This window comes from Clostridium sp. MSTE9 (genome assembly GCF_000277625.1).
Taxonomy (GTDB): Bacteria; Bacillota; Clostridia; order Oscillospirales; family Acutalibacteraceae; genus Faecalispora; species Faecalispora jeddahensis.
In genome coordinates this window covers 53,751-76,305 of the sequence record NZ_AKFU01000053.1, presented here as the reverse complement: position 1 = coordinate 76,305, position 22,555 = coordinate 53,751, and the positions used below count along the sequence as shown (strand labels likewise).

Annotated in this window: 19 protein-coding genes; 16 read left to right on the top strand and 3 right to left on the bottom strand. The window is 54.6% G+C overall.

Features of this window, described 5'->3' with window-relative positions; all coding sequences use genetic code 11:
- The first annotated feature begins 14 nt into the window (after positions 1–14).
- Together HMPREF1141_RS15835 and HMPREF1141_RS15830 are read left to right on the top strand one after the other, a co-directional pair.
- Positions 15–563: a DUF1097 domain-containing protein gene (locus tag HMPREF1141_RS15835; RefSeq protein ID WP_009066389.1), complete on the top strand. Its 549-nt coding sequence runs from the start codon at positions 15–17 to the stop codon at positions 561–563.
- A 490-nt stretch (positions 564–1,053) separates the two neighbouring features.
- Positions 1,054–1,839, top strand: coding sequence for a hypothetical protein (locus HMPREF1141_RS15830; RefSeq protein WP_009066410.1), 786 nt, complete (start codon positions 1,054–1,056; stop codon positions 1,837–1,839).
- Positions 1,840–2,118: 279 nt separating this feature from the next.
- Here the strand turns inward: HMPREF1141_RS15830 and HMPREF1141_RS15825 are convergent, their stop codons facing one another.
- Positions 2,119–3,297 (bottom strand): ROK family transcriptional regulator, encoded by a 1,179-nt coding sequence (locus HMPREF1141_RS15825; protein ID WP_009066328.1) that lies wholly within the window; start codon positions 3,295–3,297, stop codon positions 2,119–2,121.
- Positions 3,298–3,610: 313 nt separating this feature from the next.
- Here HMPREF1141_RS15825 and HMPREF1141_RS15820 point away from each other — a divergent pair, with 313 nt between their 5' ends.
- From HMPREF1141_RS15820 to HMPREF1141_RS15795, 6 genes are all read left to right on the top strand, one after another.
- Positions 3,611–5,191: a glutathione ABC transporter substrate-binding protein gene (locus tag HMPREF1141_RS15820; RefSeq protein ID WP_009066322.1), complete on the top strand. Its 1,581-nt coding sequence runs from the start codon at positions 3,611–3,613 to the stop codon at positions 5,189–5,191.
- Positions 5,192–5,420: 229 nt separating this feature from the next.
- Positions 5,421–6,341, top strand: a complete 921-nt coding sequence (locus tag HMPREF1141_RS15815; protein ID WP_009066362.1) for an ABC transporter permease subunit — start codon at positions 5,421–5,423, stop codon at positions 6,339–6,341.
- 18 nt (positions 6,342–6,359) lie between these two features.
- The gene (locus HMPREF1141_RS15810) at positions 6,360–7,262 is read left to right on the top strand and encodes an ABC transporter permease subunit (RefSeq protein WP_009066452.1); all 903 of its coding nucleotides are present in this window, start codon (positions 6,360–6,362) and stop codon (positions 7,260–7,262) included.
- A 79-nt stretch (positions 7,263–7,341) separates the two neighbouring features.
- Positions 7,342–8,337: an ABC transporter ATP-binding protein gene (locus HMPREF1141_RS15805; protein ID WP_009066470.1), complete on the top strand. Its 996-nt coding sequence runs from the start codon at positions 7,342–7,344 to the stop codon at positions 8,335–8,337.
- Positions 8,334–9,293, top strand: coding sequence for an oligopeptide/dipeptide ABC transporter ATP-binding protein (locus HMPREF1141_RS15800; RefSeq protein ID WP_009066391.1), 960 nt, complete (start codon positions 8,334–8,336; stop codon positions 9,291–9,293). Before HMPREF1141_RS15805 ends, HMPREF1141_RS15800 begins: the two co-directional genes overlap by 4 nt.
- Positions 9,294–9,359: 66 nt before the next feature.
- Positions 9,360–10,787 carry a leucyl aminopeptidase family protein gene (locus HMPREF1141_RS15795; protein WP_035317304.1) on the top strand — a complete coding sequence of 476 codons (1,428 nt, stop codon included), beginning with the start codon at positions 9,360–9,362 and terminating at the stop codon, positions 10,785–10,787.
- 146 nt (positions 10,788–10,933) lie between these two features.
- Here HMPREF1141_RS15795 and HMPREF1141_RS15790 read toward each other — a convergent pair whose 3' ends face one another.
- Together HMPREF1141_RS15790 and HMPREF1141_RS15785 are read right to left on the bottom strand one after the other, a co-directional pair.
- Complete coding sequence (locus tag HMPREF1141_RS15790) at positions 10,934–13,462, bottom strand: transglutaminase domain-containing protein (RefSeq protein ID WP_009066345.1); 2,529 nt, start codon at positions 13,460–13,462, stop codon at positions 10,934–10,936.
- Between the two features lie 29 nt (positions 13,463–13,491).
- Positions 13,492–14,238, bottom strand: coding sequence for a copper homeostasis protein CutC (locus HMPREF1141_RS15785; RefSeq protein WP_009066301.1), 747 nt, complete (start codon positions 14,236–14,238; stop codon positions 13,492–13,494).
- A gap of 354 nt (positions 14,239–14,592) precedes the next feature.
- Between HMPREF1141_RS15785 and HMPREF1141_RS15780 the strand changes: the two genes are divergently transcribed.
- From HMPREF1141_RS15780 to HMPREF1141_RS15745, 8 genes are all read left to right on the top strand, one after another.
- Positions 14,593–15,765 carry an ROK family transcriptional regulator gene (locus HMPREF1141_RS15780; protein WP_196795052.1) on the top strand — a complete coding sequence of 391 codons (1,173 nt, stop codon included), beginning with the start codon at positions 14,593–14,595 and terminating at the stop codon, positions 15,763–15,765.
- A gap of 131 nt (positions 15,766–15,896) precedes the next feature.
- The gene (locus tag HMPREF1141_RS15775) at positions 15,897–16,856 is read left to right on the top strand and encodes an ROK family protein (protein ID WP_009066439.1); all 960 of its coding nucleotides are present in this window, start codon (positions 15,897–15,899) and stop codon (positions 16,854–16,856) included.
- 31 nt (positions 16,857–16,887) lie between these two features.
- Positions 16,888–17,649 (top strand): glucosamine-6-phosphate deaminase, encoded by a 762-nt coding sequence (gene nagB / locus HMPREF1141_RS15770; RefSeq protein ID WP_009066451.1) that lies wholly within the window; start codon positions 16,888–16,890, stop codon positions 17,647–17,649.
- Complete coding sequence (locus tag HMPREF1141_RS15765; protein ID WP_009066364.1) at positions 17,646–18,938, top strand: alpha-L-fucosidase; 1,293 nt, start codon at positions 17,646–17,648, stop codon at positions 18,936–18,938. Before nagB ends, HMPREF1141_RS15765 begins: the two co-directional genes overlap by 4 nt.
- A 14-nt stretch (positions 18,939–18,952) precedes the next feature.
- Positions 18,953–20,107 carry an N-acetylglucosamine-6-phosphate deacetylase gene (nagA, locus tag HMPREF1141_RS15760; protein WP_009066414.1) on the top strand — a complete coding sequence of 385 codons (1,155 nt, stop codon included), beginning with the start codon at positions 18,953–18,955 and terminating at the stop codon, positions 20,105–20,107.
- A 64-nt stretch (positions 20,108–20,171) separates the two neighbouring features.
- Entirely contained in the window at positions 20,172–20,774 is a 603-nt protein-coding gene (locus HMPREF1141_RS15755) for a class I SAM-dependent methyltransferase (protein ID WP_009066264.1), read from the top strand.
- Between the two features lie 293 nt (positions 20,775–21,067).
- On the top strand, positions 21,068–21,931 hold the full coding sequence (locus tag HMPREF1141_RS15750; protein ID WP_035317326.1) for a response regulator: 864 nt from the start codon (positions 21,068–21,070) through the stop codon (positions 21,929–21,931).
- On the top strand, positions 21,922–22,383 hold the full coding sequence (locus HMPREF1141_RS15745; protein ID WP_035317302.1) for a chemotaxis protein CheX: 462 nt from the start codon (positions 21,922–21,924) through the stop codon (positions 22,381–22,383). Before HMPREF1141_RS15750 ends, HMPREF1141_RS15745 begins: the two co-directional genes overlap by 10 nt.
- The last annotated feature ends 172 nt before the right edge of the window (positions 22,384–22,555 follow it).

Sequence of the window (22,555 nt, the reverse complement as noted above, 5' to 3'; positions counted from 1 at the left end):
AATGAGGTTTTGATATGGGAAAGGCATTGTGGCTGTTCAGCCTTTGGGTTTCGTTTACCTGTGCCGTTTTCTTTTTCCTTTATGGTTTCACAGGCCTTCAAATCGGCTGGATGAGTTTTGTCATATTGGCTGTCTTTTTTGGAATGGGAGCGAAAACAAAAGATGTACCGGCGATTTTTTGCAGCATTCTGGCAGGCCTGATTTGGGGACAGCTGAATTTCGCTTTCCTAAATTGGGAGACCGCGATCGGTATTCCCGCCCAAGCCGCCATGTTCATCGCAATTACGCTGCTGACGACTGTTACAATGGGACTGCACCTCACGGTGCTCGGCAAGACTCTGTTTAACAGACTGCCGTTCATTTTTGCCGGCGTCGCGTTGACCTTCTCTCAAGGGGGAGAAAATGAGCTCGGGCTGGCGTTTACTCTCGTAGCCGGTTTGTTGTTGGCCTTTGTTTGCGGCTTGGGAGAAACCTTTATATTCGCACACTTTGCAAAACAGCAGCCCACGGAAGCTCCGAAAACACAGGAAGAGGCCGAAAAGCCCCTGGAGTATGTGGAGTAACAACATGTAAATTCCCTGCCGTTCCGTCGGATGGGTAACGGGCGAAGAGATCGATTCATTACAATGCCCGGAATGCGATCCCATGGGATCGCACCTCAAAATTTGCGAGAACCCCTGAGTCATAAAAAGATCAAAGGCGTCGGAAGTTTGATTCCGGTGCCTTTGATCTTTTCTAATTTTTAAAAATTTTAACATCGCTGCTGCCAGGCCGATTCCCCTGCCCGGAATGCTCGCGTTTACGCCGCGGCATCGCAGCACCGCAGAACAAGGCAATCTTCCAAGGTCCGTCGCAGTCAAATGTTTTTCTGGGGAAGTCCCTGCGGCCGCATGGTCTGTTCGGTATCAATATGACAGAGGCGTGCAGAAGCGCTTGTTTCCGGTTGACTGATACGGTATACTGGATTCATTCGATCATTTCAAACTGAGACTGCACAGGGAAGTGTACTGTTAAGGCAGTAAAACTGACAGTGGGAAAGGTGGTTTTGAGAATATGAAGGTAGAAAGAGACGGCGAGGTTATCCGCTATCAGGATGATCAGGAAAACATAGCGGGAGTGATTGCACCGCTTGTTGCTGTACAAACAATAGATGAAGAAATGCTGGATCATTACTGGGAGTATTGCACCGGCATCATCAAGCCCGGCGGGCATTCCATTCAGGACGCAATCAAGTGGCTTGAGGAAAACTGGGATTTGGAGCCCCTGTCATTCGATGATAGGCAAATGACTGTCCAGCGGGCCAATATAGCGGCAAACAAATTTCCAGATCAATATGGAACTCCGGACATCTTTCAGGAAATGGAGGATGAGGAAGTAGAACAGCGGATCAGGGAGGGACATATCCGGCAAAAAGCGGCGGAAGAAACAACAGATGAGCAGTTGGGGATTCGGCTGCGTGGATATCACATTCCGTATACGGTGCGCAACCAGTCGTTCTATGATGAGGGTTATGCGGAATTTGAAAAGCGTATGTCAGAGCATCGTCGTTGGATGCAGAAGAATCATCCGGATCACAGTACTCCGCCTCTGCCAAGCGCAGATCGAGAGAAGCGCAAGGCGAATGCCTACCTGTTCATCGAGGAAACACAAGCGCACATATTCGGCAGCGGAGTGGGCGCGGAGCCACTGTGCAGGAAGCTGGGAAAATATATCGGCATCTCAAAAGAGGACATTGAAACCCGTTCGCATCGATTCATGGGCTATGTGCATTGCATGGCCGAGGAAGGTGAACTCCCCACGTTGCAGGAGTTTTGCGCCACAAATTCCCCCGATAAATGAATCTCCATGATATGGGTTCTCAGCATAATTTCAGCTTTCTCAAAGATCGCGCGCTGATGATGGAACGAGTCTTTACGCTCCATTTTTAAAATTAAATACTGAAAATTTGAAATCAGCTAAGAAAGTGTTCGATTTCCCTTAGCGGGCTTCCTTTTCTATAAACACAGAACTGCAAACAAGGACCGTCATTTTAAAAAATGACGGTCCTTGTTTATTTTATAATTGTGAAAAAGAATTGAAATGTAAGCGGCGTGCAGCCTTTCCCGATGCTGAAACCCTTTACGTACTGACTGCAAGACGATCCAGAATCGCCTCGCAGGAAAGGGAAAGCAGCCCCTGCAGGGCGGCGTCCTTCCCCAGCGAAGAACCGACAACGGGGACGGGATCGAAGGCTTCTTGCAGAAGAATCCTGCGCAGGATGTCCAGAATCTGCGTCTGGAAAACCAGATATTCCCCGCCGAACACCACCCGTTCGCTGTTCAGCACGGATACCAGTGCGGCTGCCATTTTGCCCAGCGCGACCGCAATATCGCGGATGCAGCTGCGCGTGAACGGGTCCCCGGCCCGCCAAAGCCGGACGACATCCTCAAAATTCAACTGCTCGGCGGGTTTCCAGAGCGCGCGCCGGGTCGCCTCGGGTGCCTGGGTCCGTATTTTCTGCAGCAGGGCGTTCATTTCCACGCGGGTCCGCAGGGGATCGCTGATTCCCGGAATCGGTACCCGGGCAATTTCACCCGCACTGCCGGAGGTTCCCGAATAAAGCCGGCCGTTCAGAACGATTCCTGCGCCCACGCCGACTCCGCAGCTGAGATAAACTATGTTGCGAAAGCCCCTCGCTGCGCCCTGGTGCAGTTCCCCCAGTGTTGCGGCTTTTACATCGTTGATCATCATGACCTCGGTTTCAAAACACGTGGCCAGATCCTCCCGCAGATGGGAAAAATCCCAATCCTCAAATTCGGGATTCAAAAGATAGACCCCTTCGTGTCTGCTGTAAGCGCCCGGCGAAGCCAGCGCGATCACCGCCAGACGATCCCGGCCGATTCCTCCGCGCTGTAAAAGCTCGTCGATTTTCTCGCATACCGCTTTCAGGCGCTCGGTGTAAGAGGCGTCTTCGGCAACGGAGAGCGTCAGTCTGTGCAGAATGCGCCCCTCCAGGTCCGCCAGCGCAAAAAGCGGCGCCCGAAAGCCAAGCTCAATCGCGACAATGTAGCTGTACGCTCCGTTGAGCTTGAGCAGAACCGGGGGCCTGCCTCCCAATGACTGCGAAAGGCCCACCCCAACCTCCTGCACAATGCCTTCGCGGAGCAGGGGGGTAATATTGTCTGTTACGGTCGATTTGCTCAGGTGCAGTTCCTGTGCGAGCTGCACCCGGGAAACAGGGCTTTCCTGCCGGATTTTTTCCAGCAGCGCCCGCCGGTTCGATTCGCGGATCCACTCATCAGCACCACAGTTTTGCATTGTACCTCCTTGTGATTTTGCCAGATATTTTTCACCTCCGCAACTGCTTGCAGGGGGCTTGTCTTGTGATTTATCATAGCATGGATAATGGATGAATTCAACAAAAAATTAGAAAAAGCGAGAGGATTTGTTTTGAAATCGATGAAATTTTATTGACAACCCACAAAGCGAATGCTATACTAATTCTAAATTTCAGACGTAGGTTCGGCGGCAGAACAAACCTGCTTCCAAAGCAAATTCACTCTTGCCATCGGCCCTGATCTGATTCTGTTTTCGGGATTCAACATAAAGAAAAGGGAGGAATTCTTGTCGTATGAAAAAGAAAATCATCGCGTTGTTTCTTGCTGCGGCGATGTCCCTGTCGCTGGCGGCCTGTGGAGGCAATGCTCCCGCATCATCTGCTGCGCAGGAGGGGAGCGCGGCATCCGGGCAGACGCAGACCGCTGCGCCGGATCAGGACCTTGTGGTCGGCTTTAACCTGGATATCCAGTCTCTGGATCCGCATCAGGTTTCCGACACGCTGTCCATGTCTGTACTTGGCACCATGTACGAGCAGCTCGTGACATTTGATGAAAATCAGAAGATCGTTCCAATGCTTGCGGAAAGCTGGAAAGTCGATCCGGATAACCTCACCTATACCTTTACCCTTCGCAAGGGAGTCAAATTCCACGACGGAAGCGAATTCAACTCGGCCGCCTTCAAAGCGAATTACGACCGCTGCATGAAGGATGAGAAGCTGCGCCAGTACCGCACCGTTTCCAAATGGGAGTCGGTAGAGACGCCGGACGATTCCACTGTGGTCATTAAATTAAAGACCCCCAACGTTACCTTTATCAATAAGGTGGCCTTATTCTCCATCGTGAGCCCGAAAGCGCTTGAGCAGGGTGCCGCTGCTCTGGTAAAGAATCCGGACGGTACGGGCGCTTACCAGTTTAAAGAGAGAGTGGAAGGCGATCATGTGACGGTCGTTCCCTTCGCCGATTACTGGAACGGCAAACCCTCCGTCAACAGCGTTACCTTTAAAGCGGTGCCGGAGGACGGCGCGCGCGTCGCAATGCTGCAGACCGGCGAAGCCGATTACATTTATCCCATGCCGGCCACACAGGCTCCCACCGTTGACGGAACGAAGGACATCAAGGTCGTTACCGCTCCTTCCGCCATCATGCGCTATGTGACCCTGAACACCAACCTGCCCCCGCTCAAAGACGCGCGGGTGCGCCAGGCTATGAACTACGCGATCGATAAAAAAGCCTACATCAAAACGATCTTTAACGGCTACGCGAGCGAGGTGCATTCCTGCTACCCGTCCACCGTACAGTATTACAGCGAGCAGACCCCTTATGATTTCAATCTGGAAAAGGCAAAGTCCCTGATGAAGGAAGCCGGCTTTGAAAACGGCTTTGAGCTTACCCTTTGGGGCGACAACACCACCAACGAAATGAAGGGCATGCAGTTTGTCCAGCAGCAGCTGGCACAGATCGGCATCAAGGTTGAGGTTGTGCCCATGGAGCCCAACACGCTGAGCGGCATGATCTATGTGGAGCCGGATAAGGCGAAGATCAACATGTGGTATGTCAACTGGTCTCCTTCCTCCTTTGATGCGGACGGTGCTGTGCGCAATATTCTTTCTTATCCCATGATTCCGCCCACCTCCGCCAATACTGCGTACTACAACAATCCGGAATTTGACAAGGCTTTGGATGAAGCTCTTGTCACAACCGATACCGCCAAGCTGACCGAACTCTACGCAAAAGCGCAGAAGATGGTTTGGGAGGATTCCCCGTGGCTGTTCCTTGGCAGCGACCAGGTGATCGCCGGTGAAAAGACCTATGTCGGCGGCATCTACCTTGGCCCGGACGGCAAGCTGGATCTGACGAAGGTAAAGCTGTCCTGATGCTCTGTTGTTTCCTTGCGGAGTCTGCAGAAGAAAAACGGGCTGCCGCTCTGAAACGGAGCTGAATCAAAATAGTGCAGGCGGATCCGGCAACAGCCAGGCTGCTGCCGGATCTTGTTATCAAAACCGGTTTTATCACAGCTTTTTACCAGATCCGGATTCTGAACTTCACGTGGAAACTGTTTTAGCATAAGGGAATTGTTTCCTCGCGGCAAAGGAGGCTGAAATTTTGGGCCGTTATTTTGTAAAGCGGGTATTGGGTACCATCCCGATGATGTTCGTCGTTTCGATTCTGATTTTTTTGTTTCTCCACATGATCCCCGGCGACCCCGCGCGGCAGATGGCGGGAAAGGAAGCCACCGAGCAGGAGCTGGTGCAGATCAGGCAGGAGCTTGGCCTGAACGATCCGCTGCCCAACCAGTACATAAATTACATGGATGATCTATTCCATGGTGACCTCGGCACCTCCTACAAGACGGGCCTGCCGGTATCGGAGATGCTGCTGGGGCGGCTGAAACCGACGATCCAGCTGATGTTCAGCGCGATGATATGGTCGGTGCTGCTCGGGATCGCCATCGGTGTTCTGTCTGCCGTCAAGCGAGGGAAGGTTGCCGATTACGTGGGAATGTTCCTTGCCATTTCAGGCATCTCGATCCCGGGGTTCTGGCTCGGGCTTGTGCTGATCCAGATTTTTTCCGTCAACCTGGGGCTTTTGCCCACCGGGGGACTGGACAGCTGGCAGAGCTATATTCTGCCGTCGCTGACGCTGGGGTGCGGCATCATGGCGGTGCTGGCGCGCTTTTCCCGATCCTCCATGCTCGAAACCATGCGGGAGGATTATGTGCGAACGGCCCGTGCGAAAGGGCAGCGAGAGTGGCTGGTGGTACTGCGGCACGCGTTCCGCAACTCGCTCGTGCAGGTGGTGACGGTGGCGGGCCTGCAGATCGGCGGCCTGCTGGCGGGCTCCGTGCTGGTGGAAACCGTCTTTTCCATTCCGGGAATGGGTCGGCTGCTGGTGGATTCCATTGCGTTCCGCGATTACAAGGTGATTCAGGCGGAGCTGCTGTTTTTCTCTTTGGAATACATCGTCATCAATTTGATTGTCGATCTCCTTTACGGAGTGTTGAACCCCAAAATACGCTATCAGTGAGAGGAGTGGAGTTTACATATGCCGGAATGGAAAGAGACGGTGCGCGCGCCGGAAGAAGAGGCGGAAGGCCCCGTTGTTCAGGCGCAGAGCAAATCAAAGGCATTCTTCAAAAAATTCATGCAGCGAAGGACTGCGGTTGCGGCCGCTGTGTTTCTGCTGATTCTGCTGATTATCACAGTCGTTGGCCCGGAGCTGGCGCCCTATGACCCGGCCGCGCCCGATTATGACAACCTGCTGAGCGGCCCAAGCCCGGCGCATGTGCTCGGAACCGATGAGTATGGCCGTGATGTGCTGAGCCGGCTGATGGCCGGCAGCCGCCTGACGCTCGGCGTTTCCTTAAGCTCGGTGATCATCGGCGCGGCGATCGGCACCTTTTTGGGCGTTCTGGCCGGCTACTACGGCGGCATTCTCGAAACCCTCGTGATGCGCGGTTCCGATGTGCTGTTTGCTTTCCCGGATATTCTGCTCGCCATCGCCATCGTCGCAATGATCGGCCCCGGCATCATCAATGTTGTGATCGCGGTGGCTGTTTTCACGGTACCCTCGTTTGCGCGCATCATGCGCAGCGCGACCCTGTCTGTAAAGGAATCTCTTTATGTGGAGGTTGCGCGGTCCATCGGGTGCAAAAACGGTCGGATTCTGAGCATGTATATCTTTCCGGGAACGATGCAGGCGATGATCGTCAACTTTACCATGCGCGTCGGCACCGCGATTTTGGCGGCGGCTTCGCTGAGCTTTCTCGGCTTCGGCGCCAACGTGACCGAGCCGGACTGGGGGGCGATGCTCTCTTCCGGGCGCAACTATATCGGCGTCGCATCCCACCTTGTGTACTTTCCGGGGCTTTTGATTTTCCTTACTGTGCTGGCCTTTAACCTTTTGGGCGACGGCCTGCGGGACACGCTGGACCCGAAAATCAAATAGGGTTCGGCCTGTATTTCGATCTTTTATTTTCATACGACAGAATTCCCAAAGGGGTTCGATCGAAAAGGAGGGTATCAAAATGCCTGAGAAACTGCTCCTTGACGTGCGCCATCTGCGCACGGAGTTTACACAGGGGAAAAAGGGTTCGGTAGTGGCTGTGAATGACGTCACATTTCAAATTGAAAAAGGAGAGATTCTGGGGCTGGTGGGGGAGTCGGGCTGCGGGAAATCCGTGACGGCGCTTTCCATCATGAGCCTGCTGAAGGATACTCCGGGCAAGATCACGGACGGAGAGGTTTACCTGGAGGGCAATAATCTGCTCCGGTGTTCCGAAGAGGAAATGCGAAAAATCCGGGGAGAAAACGTCTCGATGATTTTTCAGGAGGCCATGTCGTCCCTGAATCCGGCAATGCGCGTCAACGCCCAGCTGGTGGAGGCGATCCTCCTGCATACGGACAAAACCAAGCGCGAGGCGGAGGAGCATGCCCTGAAAATGCTGGGGCAGGTCGGTATTCCCGACCCCGCGCGCGTGGGCCGCAGCTATCCCCATCAGCTTTCGGGCGGCATGAGCCAGCGGGTGATGATCGCGATGGCAATGTCGTGCGATCCGCATCTGCTGATTGCAGATGAGCCGACGACCGCGCTGGATGTCACCATTCAGGCGCAGATTCTCGATTTGATGCGGAAAATCCAGCGGGAGATTCACACCGGGATTCTGCTGATTACGCACGATCTTGGCGTTGTGGCGGAAATGTGTTCCCGGGTCATTGTGATGTATGCCGGCCGGATTGTGGAAGAAGCGCCGGTGCAGCACCTGTTTTATGAGCCGATGCACCCGTATACCAAAGGGCTGATCGCCTCTGTACCGAAGCTCGGTTCGGGGGTGACGAGCCTTCCGTCCATCCCCGGCAGCGTGCCCGATCTTTCGATGATGCCGCCCGGGTGCAAATTCGCGCCGCGGTGCCGCTATGCGCAGGACCGCTGCCGCGAGGAGGAGCCGCCGCTTGTGGAACTGAGCGGAGGACGAAAATGCCGCTGTGTGCTGGTACAAGACAAGGAGGCGACTGTGGAATGAGCCCGTTGGTGCAGGTCAAAAATGTAACCAAAACCTTCTCCGCGGGGAAGAAGCTGCTCGGGAAAAAGAGTGTGGTGCACGCGGTCAACCGTATCTCGTTTGACATGGTTCAAGGGGAGACCTTTTCGATCGTGGGGGAATCCGGGTGCGGAAAATCCACCACGGCGCGTCTGGTCAACCATCTTCTCACGCCGGGCAGCGGCGAAATCTGGTTTGACGGAAAACAGATTTCCGCGATGAATGAAAATCAAATGCGCCCGCTGCGTGGGGATATGCAGATGATCTTTCAGGACCCGAACGGTTCTTTGAACCCCAGAATGCGGGTAGAGGATTTGGTTGCCGAGCCGCTGCTGGTACATACAAATTTTTCCGCAGAAGAAAGGCTGCGGCAGGCCCGCGAACTGCTGGAGATCGTCGGCCTGAGCGCGAAACACGCGCGCCGCTACCCGCACGAGTTTTCCGGCGGGCAGCGCCAGCGCATCGGCATTGCGCGCGCGCTGACGGTGCGGCCGAAGTTGATCATTGCCGATGAGCCTGTTTCGTCGCTCGATGTATCGATTCAGGCGCAGGTGCTGAACCTGATGCAGCGTCTTCAGGCAGAGTTCCAGCTCACTTACCTTTTTATTTCACACGACCTGAGCGTTGTGGAAATGATCTCGGACCGCATCGCGGTGATGTATCTTGGCTGTATCGCGGAAATCGCGCCCAAAGCGGAGCTGTACAGCAATCCGCGGCACCCATATACAAAAGCGCTGCTTTCCGCCGTTCCGGTTCCGGACCCCGCCGCCAAGCGGGAGCGCGTGCTGCTGCAGGGCGATATTCCAAGCGCCGTCCATCTGCCCGAGGGGTGTCTGTTTCACGCCCGCTGCCCCCTCTGCACGGATATCTGCCGTCAGCAGATCCCAGAGCCGCAGGACCTTGGGGGCGGGCATGTGGTCGCCTGTCATCATATCTGATCCCGCGGGAATGCCTCCGGCCAACTGCCGGGGCGTTCCCGTTTGTCTGAAAAGGAGTATTTTCTGATGAATATCTGTGTTTCAAACGGGGAAGCCGTTCAGTTCGAGCTTCGCTTTGCATGGGAGGGGGAAGTGCAGGAAAACGTTCCCTTTACAGGTGAATTCCTCTCCAAATGGATTACAGTTCAGAACGGAACGCCGGTTTTATTGATGGGACTTGGAAAGCGCGCCGAGCTGGACCGCAAACGCGCGCGCCGCGCTGCCGCAAAGGGGGTAAGCACCCTTATAGAGATGGAGGTTTCCTCCATTGGGATTGATGTTTCTCTTATCCTGGGTGTGTTGGGGAAAGGGAGTCTGCGGGCGGTTGCCGAAAGCGCGCTGCTTGCCCTGTATCGGCTGCCCGGCTGGCATTTTGAGGAAAAAACCCAGCGGGAAACTGAGCTTTTCATCAAGGGGGCAGAAGAGACCGCGAACGCGCAGGAACAGTTGGAAGAAGCCCAGCGGCTGGCAGAGCAGGTGTGCCGCGCGCGCGATTTGGTCAACGCGCCCTCCAATCTGCTTTACCCGCAGACAATGGCGGAGGAAATGGTCCGCCTTGGCCAAAAAGTTGGCCTTTCCATGTCGGTGCTGGATGAAAAACAGGCAGCGGAATTGGGCATGGAAGCCTTTCTGACCGTCGGGAAGGACGCCGCCCAGCCGCCGCGCCTGATCGTTGCCCGCTATGACGGCGACCCGGAGAGTTCGGAGCGGATCGCGCTGGTCGGCAAGGGGATTACCTGCGACACCGGCGGCTACTGCCTGAAGCCCGCCTCCTCCATGGGCGGGATCAAGGGGGATATGGCCGGTGCGGCGGCCGTGTTCTGCGCTTTGTGCGCGTTGGCCGAAAATGGGGCCAGGGTAAACGCCACGGTGGTGATTCCCGCGGCGGAAAATCGCATTGCCCCCGGCAGCTTTCTGCCCGGGGACATCATCGGCTCAATGTCCGGTAAAAAAATCGAGATCGGCAACACCGACGCAGAGGGGCGTCTTGTTCTGGCCGATGCGGTGACTTACGCCATTCGCCGGGAGCACGCCACCGCTGTTTTGGATATTGCGACCCTGACCGGTGCCGTCGTCAGCATGTTCGGCTTTACCACTGCCGGTCTGCTCTGCGACGATGAGGAAATGTGCGCTGATTTCCTGTGGGCGGCAGAGCTTTCGGATGAACAGTACTGGCGGCTGCCGATTTTCCCCGAGTACGAAAGGATGATCGACGGCAAGCTCTCCGACGTCAGCAACGTCAGCACGGACGGGTGCGGTACCATTACTGCGGGGCTTTTTATCCGCCGGTTTGCCGAGGGGCTGCCCTGGATGCACCTGGATATTGCCGGAACCGCCTGGACCGATCCGCCGCGCTGGGAATATCAATCCAAAGGGGCCACGGGCGCGGGCGTCACGACGATCTATCATTTTTGCAGGCGATGGGGTGAGGCGCACAGAAACAGCGCGCAATAAGGTGCCGGGAACTGAAATCGGTATTGCTTGAATTCTGCCGCCACTTGCCGGTTGTTTTGTTCTGTCCGTCCACTGCTTTGCAAAACGGGGTATGAAAAAACCGGAAGACACTGCCTTCCGGTTTTCTGATATTTTGCATGCGGCTGTCAGCAGTCCGCGATTTGCAGAAGCAGCCCCGCTGTACCGACATTGTAATTGGAAAACGCGAATCTTGCGTGCATGCTCTTCTCCAGTACGGCGGCAAGCGGAAGCCTGCGGTCACCGAGCTGTAAATCGGCGCAGAGCCGTTCCTCGAATTCCCGCTCATCGCAGGTAAACAGCCGAATCGAAGGGATTGCCTTCAGGGTGTGCCGAAGCGTCGGATTATTTACACCAGGGGAAGGAACGATCAGGATTGTATTTTTGTCCCGGTAAGAATCGCGAAGCTCGATCATCTCATTGAGCAGGTGCTCGGTCGGCTCGGTGCCGGGCTGCAGTACCGCAAGAATCGTTGCGGGAGTCTGCACCGCGAGAGCACTGAGCGGAACATGCCCGCCATCCGGGGCCGTGAGCAGATATTCCCCAACCGGCATATGCCGCAGGCGGGAGGCGATCTGGCTTTCGCGCAGGCGCACAGTTTTTTCTGCGGTTTCGTTTGCAGAAAGCCGCACTGTTTCTGCCCGCAGCAGAACGGAGCCGTCGATCTGCCGGTTCGCGGTCAGAATGCGGTATTCGCCGGGTGGAAGCTCCATCCGCAGCGCTTTGCCAGTCCAGTTCGCGCCGCATTGAAGCGTTTGATAAACGCCGCCGCACAGCCTTGCCACGGTGAAATGTTCGCCGTAGCGGAGCGGTTTGCCGCCCGCGCTCTTTAGCAGCAGTACGGCGCTGGCGTTGTTTTCAGACTGGCCCCGGTGGGAATCGGCCCAGACAGAGCCGGTGTAGAACTGGGGCTGACCGAAGACCGGATCAAGCCGCGCGGGGATGCCGAGCGTGCGGCAAATAGCGACAAAAAGAATGCTTTTGGAACGCTCGGAGCCAAAGCCCATCTGCAGCAGACCGCGCGGGTCTGCGGAAAGCGCGCCGTAATCCCAATCGCAGTCGTTGATTCGCTCGTCGATCGCCTTTTGAATCAGCGCGGGGCTGCGGCGGAATTCCTCTTTGGTTTCGGTGCTGAAAAAGTCCGTGAGAAACGCCCGGTAGGGGACGATCTGTTCGTTTTCAATTCGCGGGCAGAGGACATAACGCCGGAAGAGTTCAGCGTCGGTTTCCCGCTCAAATGGTTCCGCATAGCGCAGGTGTTCGTTCAGCGTGTCGACGTTTAGGTCGGCCAAATCCTTTTCGCTCAGTGTTTCGAGCATGCGGACTTTTTGTTCCGACGGCTCGCCATCACGCAGAAAGCGTTCTACCTCCTGCCGGTTGCCCCCTGCCTTTTGCAGAAAATCGAGGATTTCATTCTGAAATAAGGGATACATCCGCGCGGTTTCTTCCGCTTTTTCGCGGACGAAATAGCATGCACATCTGCTTTCCCGCACGGCGGCGGCCTTCTTCAGCTTTGCCTGATGAATCCTGTCCGTTTCTTCAGACAGTAAGGGTTCCGGGCGAATCATCCCCTCCGGCGGGAAGAAGTCGGCTTCCCATTCCTTTGGCAAATCGTCGGTGGGCCGCAGGGTGACAGTTACGCTGCCGCTGGAACGCAGGTCTGCCCGCTTCCAGCCGAACAGGCCGCCGCGGCTCGCGAACACCATCAGGCAGCCTTTCCCGGTCGTGAAAAATACCCGGCCGCTGTCGTCAGTGGAAAGAGTGGCAATCGGGTAAAGTTCCGCGCCGTTTGGAACCTGAAACTGCACCTGAGCGCCTGCAGCAGGCTGGCCGTTCTCGTCGAGTACCGTAACGGTTAGAGGTGTTGTTTCCGCATAGGAGGCCAGGTGATTGATTTCCGTTACGCAGCCGCTGCGCCCCGTGATTTCCCCGCCGGAAAGCAGGGGAGAAAACACCCGGGAATGAACCAGCATTGCCTTGCTGGCCGCGTAGGTGAACCAGCCTTTGTTCAGCACGGGCTCCGGTTCGCACGCACCGAGATAATGCCAGCGCCCGTCCACCCAGATTTCCACCCAGGCATGGTTGTCGTCGCAGTGCGACCATCGCGGTACATAGCATTGCCGCGCGGGAATCCCGGCACTGCGAAAGGCGGTGACAGCCAGGGTCGATTCTTCCCCGCAGCGTCCGAAGCACCTGCGCACTACGGTCGAGGGCGAGGCCGTGCGGTCATCTGTCGGGCGGTAGGTCGCCTGTTCAAAGCACCAGTAGTTGATTTCCAGCGCGGCCTCGGCCATGGATTTTCCGGAGATTCTCTCTTGCAGCTCGCGGTAAAATTCCTCCCGGCAGAATTCAATCGCCTCGTTATTAACGCGATAAGACAGTATGTAGTTCAAAAACAAATCGTCCGGAATCTGCTTTCCCCACGGTGTGTTTTCTCGCAGGAACAGCGCGTGCCGCACAAATTTCAGCAGCAGAGTGCTGTCATAGCTTGCGATATCGCTGGCAGGCAGCGACGCGGCCAGAAACTTCATGCAGAAGAGTTCGTCTCCGCTCAGAGTTTCCATCGGCCCTAAAAAGGCGTCCGCTCTCTTTCCCATCCGCTGGGTTGCCTGATGAAACGCCTGCTCGATAAAAGCTTGCTCCGCTTGATTCAGCATGGATTTTTCCTCTTTTCCTTCCGATTCGTTCAGTCCGCGCAGGCAAGGCTGCGCATCTTTTCAAATTCATCCGCATCAAGGATTTGGTAGCGGTCCTCATGCGAGCCGGGCAGGCCGAAATGGATTTCTGGGTTCCCCAAAGCGGAGGGATCAAGGCAAACCCGATGAGGGGAAATGTGAATTTGGGTACAGCCGGTTTTGGAGACGATTTCCTGCACGTTGTGCGTGCGAATCCCGCCCCCGGGCAGGATTTCGATTCTGCCGTGCGCGTAGCGGATCATCTCGGCCACCGTGGCCGCTCCGTCAAAGACGGATGCGCGCTGCCCGCTGGTCAGAATCCTTGTTACGCCAAGCTCGCAGAGCAGATCAATTGCCGCCCGCCAGTCGGGCACGACATCGATGGCGCGGTGAAATACGGTCTGGCTTTTGCCCGCAAGGCGCAACATCTCCCGGCAGCGGCCTGCATCGACCGTGCCGTCTGAGTTCAGAAAGCCGAATACGATTCCGTCTGCGCCGTTTGCCAGCAGCGCCTCCGCGTCCAGCAGTGCAGTGCGAAATTCGGCGGCGGTGTAAAGAAAAGCGGACTCCCGCGGGCGAACCATCGCCATGATGGGAAGCCCCGTCTCTGCCTTTGCAGCCTTCAACGTGCCGAGGGAGGGAGTCAGCCCGCCCAAAGAGAGGTTGGAGTTCAGCTCCACGCGGTGTGCGCCCGCTTTCTGCGCCTCAATCACGTCGTCTGCAGAGCCGCAGCAGGCTTCTACGATTAGTTTGGGCATGGAATATCCATCCTTTCCGTCTTGTTATGAATGGAACAGTACCGTCCCCACAGTTCGGGAAGCGAAAACGGTACGGCCCGCTTTTTCGCCCGATCTTTCCTTTTTGGTTGACTTTACCGCCCATATCTGCTATAACGAAATTATTAACATAAGTATAGTGAATTGGAAGTAAATCATAATGATTCTATCGAAAAAACGGAAATAAATTTCTAATAAAGGAATTTAATTTCTGAAATCACTTGATTTCAATCACATGATGTTAATAATGAAAAGATAAAAATCATCTGCCTGTTTGGGTAGCAGATAAAACAGTGGATTGATGGTATGATTTCCAATGGAGAGAAAGGCGAATCGATGGCAAACACGAGCGGCAAGCTGGATAAATTTATTATGAAACGGCTGAACCAACGTCTGGTTTTTTCCATTATTCTGCGCGGCGGCTCCGTTTCGCGGCAGCAGATTGCGGCGCAGAGCCGTATGAGCCAGATGTCGGTCGGGCGGATCATAGAGGAGCTGGAGAAGCTCGGAATTGTGGCGGAAGAAAATGGCGATGAACCGGATGCGGGGCCAGGCCGCAGGGCGAAACGGCTTCGGGTTTCTTCCAATGTTTTCCTATGCGTCGGGGTCGAGATGCACCGCGACGGTATCAATGTCGGTATTATCAACCTTCACGGCCGGGTTCTGCGGCAGATTCAGCACAGAAAGGATCTGAGCGCCTGTCCGCCCGGGGAAGTGATCACTCTTATCGGCACTTTGATCGGCCGAATTCTTTCCGAAAATGCAGACCTGTCTGTGGAGCCTTTTGTGGGCATCGCGTGCCCGGGGCTGATTGCGGACGGAGTGATCCGTTTTTCGTCGCAGCTGAAATGGAAAAATGTAGAGATTCTTCCGGCGCTGCAAAAGCAGACCGGAATCCGGAATATCTTTATTGAAAACGAGGTCAAAGCCCGCGCGGTGGCAGAAGACCTGTTCGGGGCCGGCAGGGATTATGAGCGCAGCATTGTGCTGAGCATCGGTTCCGGTGTCGGTTCGGCGGCCGTATTCTGCCACGAGCTGTACCGCGGCAAGCTGAATATGGCCGGTGAAATCGGGCATATCTGCGTCAGCCCCGGGGGAAATATGTGCGAATGCGGGCGCAGAGGATGTCTTCAAACCTACATTGCCGACTGGGCGATCCTGCGGGAAGCCAGAACGGTGCGCGAAGACATCACGATGCAGGGCCTGCTTGAGGCGAACGCGAACGGGGAGCCCTGGGCGATCAATCTGATGAACCGGGTTCTGGAATACGTTTCGATCGCCATCAGCATTCTGGCAAACACATACGCTCCGGATGTCATCATCCTGTGCGGAAGGCTCATTGAAGAGTACAGTACACTGAGGGACCTGATTCTGAAAAATTACAAAAGGGAGATCAGCGATTATGTGCTGAGTTCCTTTGATTTAAAAGCCTCTGATTTCGATTCGGACGGCACTTTGGTAGGGGCAGGCACGCTTGCCGCCTATCGGCTGCTCGACGAGATTTTGTAGGCATTTCCCCGGCGAGCCGGGGCGCGGGGCGTCACGCCCCTGAACAAATAAACAGCCGGGGCCAATGGCGGTGACCGAAGAGAGTTTTCTGGGAGAAAAGCGCCGTTTGTCCTGTGGAAAAGGTGGATGCGATGTATTATCTTGGAATCGATCTTGGAGGCACAAACATCGCGGCGGGCGTTGTTGATAGCGACGCCCGGCTGATTGCGAAGGCCAGCCGAAAGACACAGGTTTTGCTCGGCCCGGAAGGAATTTGCCGGCAGATGGCCGAGGCCGCCGGTGAAGCGATGGAAAAGGCCGGTGTTTCGGAGCAGGATGTTTGCGGAATCGGCGTCGGGACGCCCGGCACAGTAGAGCGGGATTCCGGAATCGTACGGTTTTCGAGCAACCTGAACTTTAAAGATGTCAATCTGCGGGAGCTGATGGAACGGCAGACGGGAAAACCCGTCCGTGTTGAGAACGACGCGAATGCGGCGGCGTATGGGGAATACCGTGCCGGGGTCCTGAAAGGGGCGAAAAACGCCATCGCCATCACACTGGGAACGGGAATCGGCAGCGGCATTCTCATCGGCGGGAAAATCTATGCGGCAAGCAACTCGGCCGGCGGGGAATTCGGGCACACGGTTATCGCGTTTGGCGGTCGCCCGTGCCCCTGCGGGCGGTGCGGCTGCTGGGAAACCTATGCTTCCGCAACCGGGTTGATCCTTACGACAAAAGAGATGATGCGCGAGGGCAGCCGGTATTCCCTTTTGTGGCAGCTTGCCGACGGGAATCTGGAAAACGTAAACAGCCGGATGGCCTTTACCGCGATGCGCGCGGGGGATGCCCTGGGGAAAGCGGTTGTAGATCGGTATATCGCGCATTTGGGGTGCGGGCTTGTCAACTGCATCAATATTTTTCAGCCGGATATCCTGTGCATCGGCGGTGGGGTCAGCGGCGAGGGGGAAGCCCTGCTGCGGCCCCTGACGGAATATGTGGACAAAGAAGCAAACCCGATGAATGTGGGAAACAAAACGCTGCTCTGCCTCGCAAAGCTCGGCAACGACGCCGGAATCATCGGCGCAGCGCTGACAGGGGAGCAGGAACCGTAACAGAACATCAGCAAACGGAGGGACAGTAGCCTTGAAAATTCTGCAAACATCCAATTATGAAGAGATGAGCCGCAAAGCGGCAAACATTCTGGCGGCGCAGGTGACCCTGTTTCCGCAGAGTGTGCTGGGGCTTGCGACAGGCGCTACCCCGCTTGGCATCTACCGGGAGCTTCTTCGCCGGTATGAAACGGGGGAACTCGATTTTTCCGGGGTTCGCAGCGTCAATCTGGATGAATACTGCGGGCTTTCCGCCGAGGACCCAAACAGCTACCGGGAATACATGAGAAAGAATCTGTTCAGCCATATCAATATCCGGCCGGAAAACGTACATATTCCAGACGGAATGGCCGCGGATGCACAAGCGGAATGCCGGCGCTATGACGAGTTGATCTTCGCGCTGGGCGGGATCGACCTGCAGCTTCTCGGCCTTGGGATGACTGGGCACATCGGCTTTAACGAGCCGAATGATTCCTTTGACCGGCACACGCACAAGGTGCGCCTCAGCGAAAGGACGATCGCGGCGAACGCCCGCCAGTTCCGCAGCATCGACGAGGTGCCGCGCACGGCGTTTACGATGGGGATCGGAGCAATCACGCAGGCGAAAAGAATCCTGCTGGTGGTCAGCGGCAGACACAAGGCGGCCATTCTGAAAGAGGCGCTGTTTGGCCCGGTTACGCCGAGGGTGCCGGCGTCGATTCTGCAGTTCCATCCGGACGTCACCGTTGTGGCGGATGAGGAGGCGCTGAGTTTTTCGGTCGGGTTGTGGAACGGGCAGAAGGAGGAAGTGCTGTGACGGCACCGGATCGGCTGACGGGATTTTTAAACGACCGCTTCGGCCTGTTCCTCCATTTCGGGCTGTACTCGATTCCCGCGCGCGGCGAATGGGTGCAAAGCAACGAGCGGATCACCGCCGAGGAGTACCGCCGGTATTTCGAGCAGTTCAACCCTAGGGAATACTGCCCGCAGGAATGGGTAAAGCTCGCTAAAGAATGCGGCATGCGGTACGCGGTGATGACTGCGAAGCACCACGATGGATTCTGCCTGTTCGATTCCAGGCTGACCGATTTCAAATCCACAAACACCCCCGCCGGGCGCGATTTGATCCGCGAATATGTAGAGGCGTTCCGCGCGGAAGGCATCCGGGTGGGGCTGTATTACTCCCTGCTTGACTGGCATCATCCGGATTACCCTGCCTACGGCGATAAACAGCACCCGATGCGGGATGAGGAAGCATACCGCGGAATCCCGCAGGATTTTTCGAACTATCTGCGGTACTTTCACGGGCAGGTGCGCGAGCTGCTGACGAATTATGGGAAAATAGATTTGATGTGGTTTGATTTTTCCTATCAGGATTCTGTCAACGACATGACGGGCGAGAAGTGGGGCGCGACGGAATTGATCCGGATGATTCGCTCGCTCCAGCCGGATATCGTGCTGAACGACCGCATGGGCGGGCACACCGGCTCGATCCACCCCACCCTGCAGTACGGCGATTTCGTTTCGCCGGAGCAGTACCTGCCCCCAAAGGGGATGACGGATGAAAACGGCAGCCCGATTCCATGGGAAGCGTGTGTTACCCTGAACGATCACTGGGGCTACTGCTCGGCGGATCGGAATTACAAGCAGCCAAAGGAAATCATCCGCGCGCTCGTGGAATGCGTCAGCAAAAACGGAAACCTGATCGTGAACGTGGGTCCGGATGCACTGGGCGTGATCCCGGAGCCTGCCGCTGACATTCTCCGCAGGGTCGGAGCGTGGATGCGGAAAAACGGAGAAAGCATTACCGGCTGCCGCGCAGCGGAGTACGAAAAGCCGGAGTGGGGAAGATTTACTCAGGGCCGGGATCGGCTGTATGCGCATATTTTCGACAGGGGAATTGGCCCGGTGATTCTGCCGGGAATGGCGGGCAGAATCCGTTCGGCGCGCCTTCTGTGCGATGGATCGGAGGTCAGCGTCGCCCGGCCGTGGAACCAGCCGGACAATGACTCGGATGCGTTTCTGAATCTGCCCAGCGGCCCTATGCCGGACGAAAGCGACACCGTTGTTGTGCTGGAACTGGAAAAAGGCGAAAGCCTTTTGTAAAGGAGGGAATCAGCTTGATTTTAAAAAATGCAAAGCTCTTTAACGACAGCTTTGAGATCATACGGGCCGATGTCGAGACAGACGGGGACAAAATTGCGCAGCTCGGTCCCGAACTGACCGGGACAGAGCACAGTATCGACCTGAGCGGGTGCGTGATCCTCCCGGGTCTTGTGGATATTCATATCCACGGCTGCGCGGGGGCAGATACTTTCGACGGTACGCGGGACGCCATCGAGCGCATGGCGGCGCATCTGGTGCAAAAGGGAGTGACCTCCTTCTGCCCGACCACCATGACGGGCAGTGCCGAGCAGATCGCCGCCGCACTTTCCGCTGTTCGGGATTGTATGGATCGCCCGCCGCAGGGCGCGGCCGTTCTCGGCGCGCACATGGAAGGGCCCTATCTCTCCGCGGGGAAAAAGGGCGCACAGCGGGGCGATGCGCTCCGTTCGCCGGATTTTGCGGAATTCCTGCGGCTGTATCATGGCTGCGGCGGTGCTATTCGCTTGGTGGACGTTGCCCCGGAATGCGAAAACGCACACGATCTTATCACCCGGGCCTCTGAGTTCTGCACGGTGTCCGTTGCCCATTCTGAAGCGGACTACGACACGGCGATGCAGGGCTTCCAGTGGGGGATCACCCACGCGACGCATCTGTTCAACGCGATGACAGGCTTTCACCATCGGCAGCCGGGGATCGTCGGGGCTGTGTTTGATTCTGCGGATGTCCGCGCGGAGCTGATCTGCGACGGGCTGCATATCCATCCGGCAGTGCTGCGCACGGCCTTCCGTCTGCTGGGGGAGAAGCGGAGCATCATCGTCAGTGATTCCATGCGTGCGGCGGGCCTGCCGGACGGGGAATCGGAGCTGGGAGGGCAGAAGGTTTTTCTCAAAAATGGAGAGGCCCGCCTGGCGGACGGAACGATTGCGGGTTCTACGACAAACCTGCTGGACGAAATCAAAAACCTGGTGCGGTTTGGCATTCCGCTTCGGCAGATTGTGCGATCGGCCACGATCAACCCCGCCGCCGCAATTGGAATGGATGGCGAGATCGGCTCGATCCGGGAAGGAAAACGGGCGGATTTTACCGTTCTGAACGAAGCGCTGGATCTGCAGCTGGTCGTTGTCCGCGGAAAAGTTGCTTATGAAGCGCCGCCTGCCGTCTCTTTTTAAGCCCTGCGGGCCATCTGAAACAGAAAGCATGCGATTTTTATGAAAGCAGATGGGAGACAAAATCATGGGGAATACAGACAAGTTTGAAATGATAGCCGATGTGTATGACACTCCGGAAAGAATCGAAATCGCAAAAGCGTCGGCAGATGCCATCCGCGAATATTTGGTTGATTCCAAAGAGAAAAATGCCATTGATTTTGGGTGTGGAACGGGTCTTGTGGGAATGAACCTGTTGAACGATTTTAGTTCAGTGCTTTTTCTGGATACATCACAAAATATGATTCATCAGATCAAGCAGAAAATTTCCGATTCGAATATTCAGAATGCGGATACCTTATGCTTTGACTTTGAAAAAGACAGCCTTTCGGATCTGAAGGTGGATTATATTTTTATGGTTCAGGTTTTGCTCCATATTAGCGATGTGGAATTGGTTTTATCAAGATTGTATCAGGTTCTGAAAGAGGGCGGACATTTACTGATCGTAGATTTTGATCAAAACGAAAAAGTAGTTTCAGAGATGGTCCATAGCGGATTTGATCAGGCGAAGTTGACGGATCGCATGACTAAAATAGGGTACAAAGGAATTCAATCCAAAACTTTTTATACCGGGAGTAAAATATTCATGGGGCAGGATGCCTCTTTGTTTATTCTGGATTCTCAGAAATAGAGTCGGATATGGAATCATGAAACAGGCAGCACCGCAGGTTTGCCTTCGTATGCAAGTAAGGTCATATCAAAGCAAGCTGTCAAGGGTCGATATGCTTTTTAAGGCTTTTGTGTCTGTAATACAATTTGAAAATCAAGTACCCTTTCAATACCAAGTCCAATTATAAGAGCTATGTTTTTCAAAAGACGAAAAACATAGCTCTTTTTTTGAGAAATTTTTATAATAATATGGTGATTATTGTTGAAAAATGTGGTATTTTTAATAATATCATAAAAGGAAAGTCGGTGTATTCTATGGTAGGAACGAAAGTTGTAATTGTTGATGACTCCTCTTTCTCAGTGGCATTTATGAAAAGCATACTGCAGGAAAATGGGTTTGAAGTGGTTGGATCGGCGGGAACATTGGAAGAGGTCAAAGAGGTGGTGAAAGAAACGAAGCCCTCTTTGGTAACGATGGATATGACACTTCCCGGTACGGATGGCTTTGAATGTATTCGTGCCGTTCATGAAATTGATGAAAGCATTAAAGTGATCGTTGTAAGTTCCATGATGGACGACGAAATTGTGAAAGAAGCAAAGGATCACAATGTGTCCGCATATGTACAAAAGCCTGTTGATGCGGATGAACTGATTACAGCCGTCAATAGAGTGATGGCTTCTGAAGAGCTATATGAGCTTTTGCAAAAGGAATATTTTTCGGTATTTAAAGAAGCTCTGCTGGACGGATTAAACCGAATGACAAAAACTCTTCTTACATATAAGGATGAATATTCGGATAAAAAAGAGTATCAATCGGAAGGCATGACGATTATCATCGGGATCATCGGCAAATTTTCCGGCAGGATGTTATTTGATTTATCCAAAGAGTCCGCAAATAAAATGGCGGCTGCGATGATCAGAAAAGAACCGGCCGATCAGGATGAAATGATAGCCGCACTTGGAGAATTTGCAAATATCGTATCCGGAAATGCATGCTCCATATTGAATCGAAAGAATAAGGCGTTCGGTCTGCGCGTGGCTCCGCCGACTATTTTACATGGGGACAGTGTTCTGATATCTGCTCCGAGTTTTCCCACAACGACCGCAATCGCAGATACTGTGTTTGGCGAATTGCTGCTGAACGTCGGTTTTCAAAGGGGGGATGAAAAGTGGATGTAAGACATGTGAATCCCTTCATTGAGTCCTTTACAACGGTCATGCCTCAGCTTGGATTCGGCAATATACAGAGGGGGAATTTGAGCGTAAAAGGGCAGGAATTAACTTATTCAGGGGTCATCATTATTGTCGGCATCGTGGGAGCCATAAAAGGCAACGTGGTTTACTGTATCGGTATGGAAGCTGCGAAAAAAATTGCGTCCACTATGATGATGGGCATGCCTGTCGATACACTGGATGAAATGTCGCGAAGTGCCTTATCGGAACTGACCAATATGCTGACGGCCAACGCTGCCACCAGCTTTTTCAATGCCGGAATCACAATGGATATTTCCACCCCCACATTGCTTTATGGGGAGAACATCTCTGTTAAGATGAGTTCGAATCAGGTTTTATGTATTCAGCTGCTCGCTGACGAATATCCAATTGAAATTAATATCGCTTTTGAAAACTAAAAGATGCTGCTTCTTTGGTTTACAAAATGGATATTAACTGACAATATCATCATGGTTTTCTCTCAAGGCGTCAAGGGACAAAGATGCCGCGGGAGAAAAGAGGAATCGCCGAATATTTCTGTACTGAATCAGTATGTAAAATGCCGCGGATAGTTATTTTGCTATTCGCGGC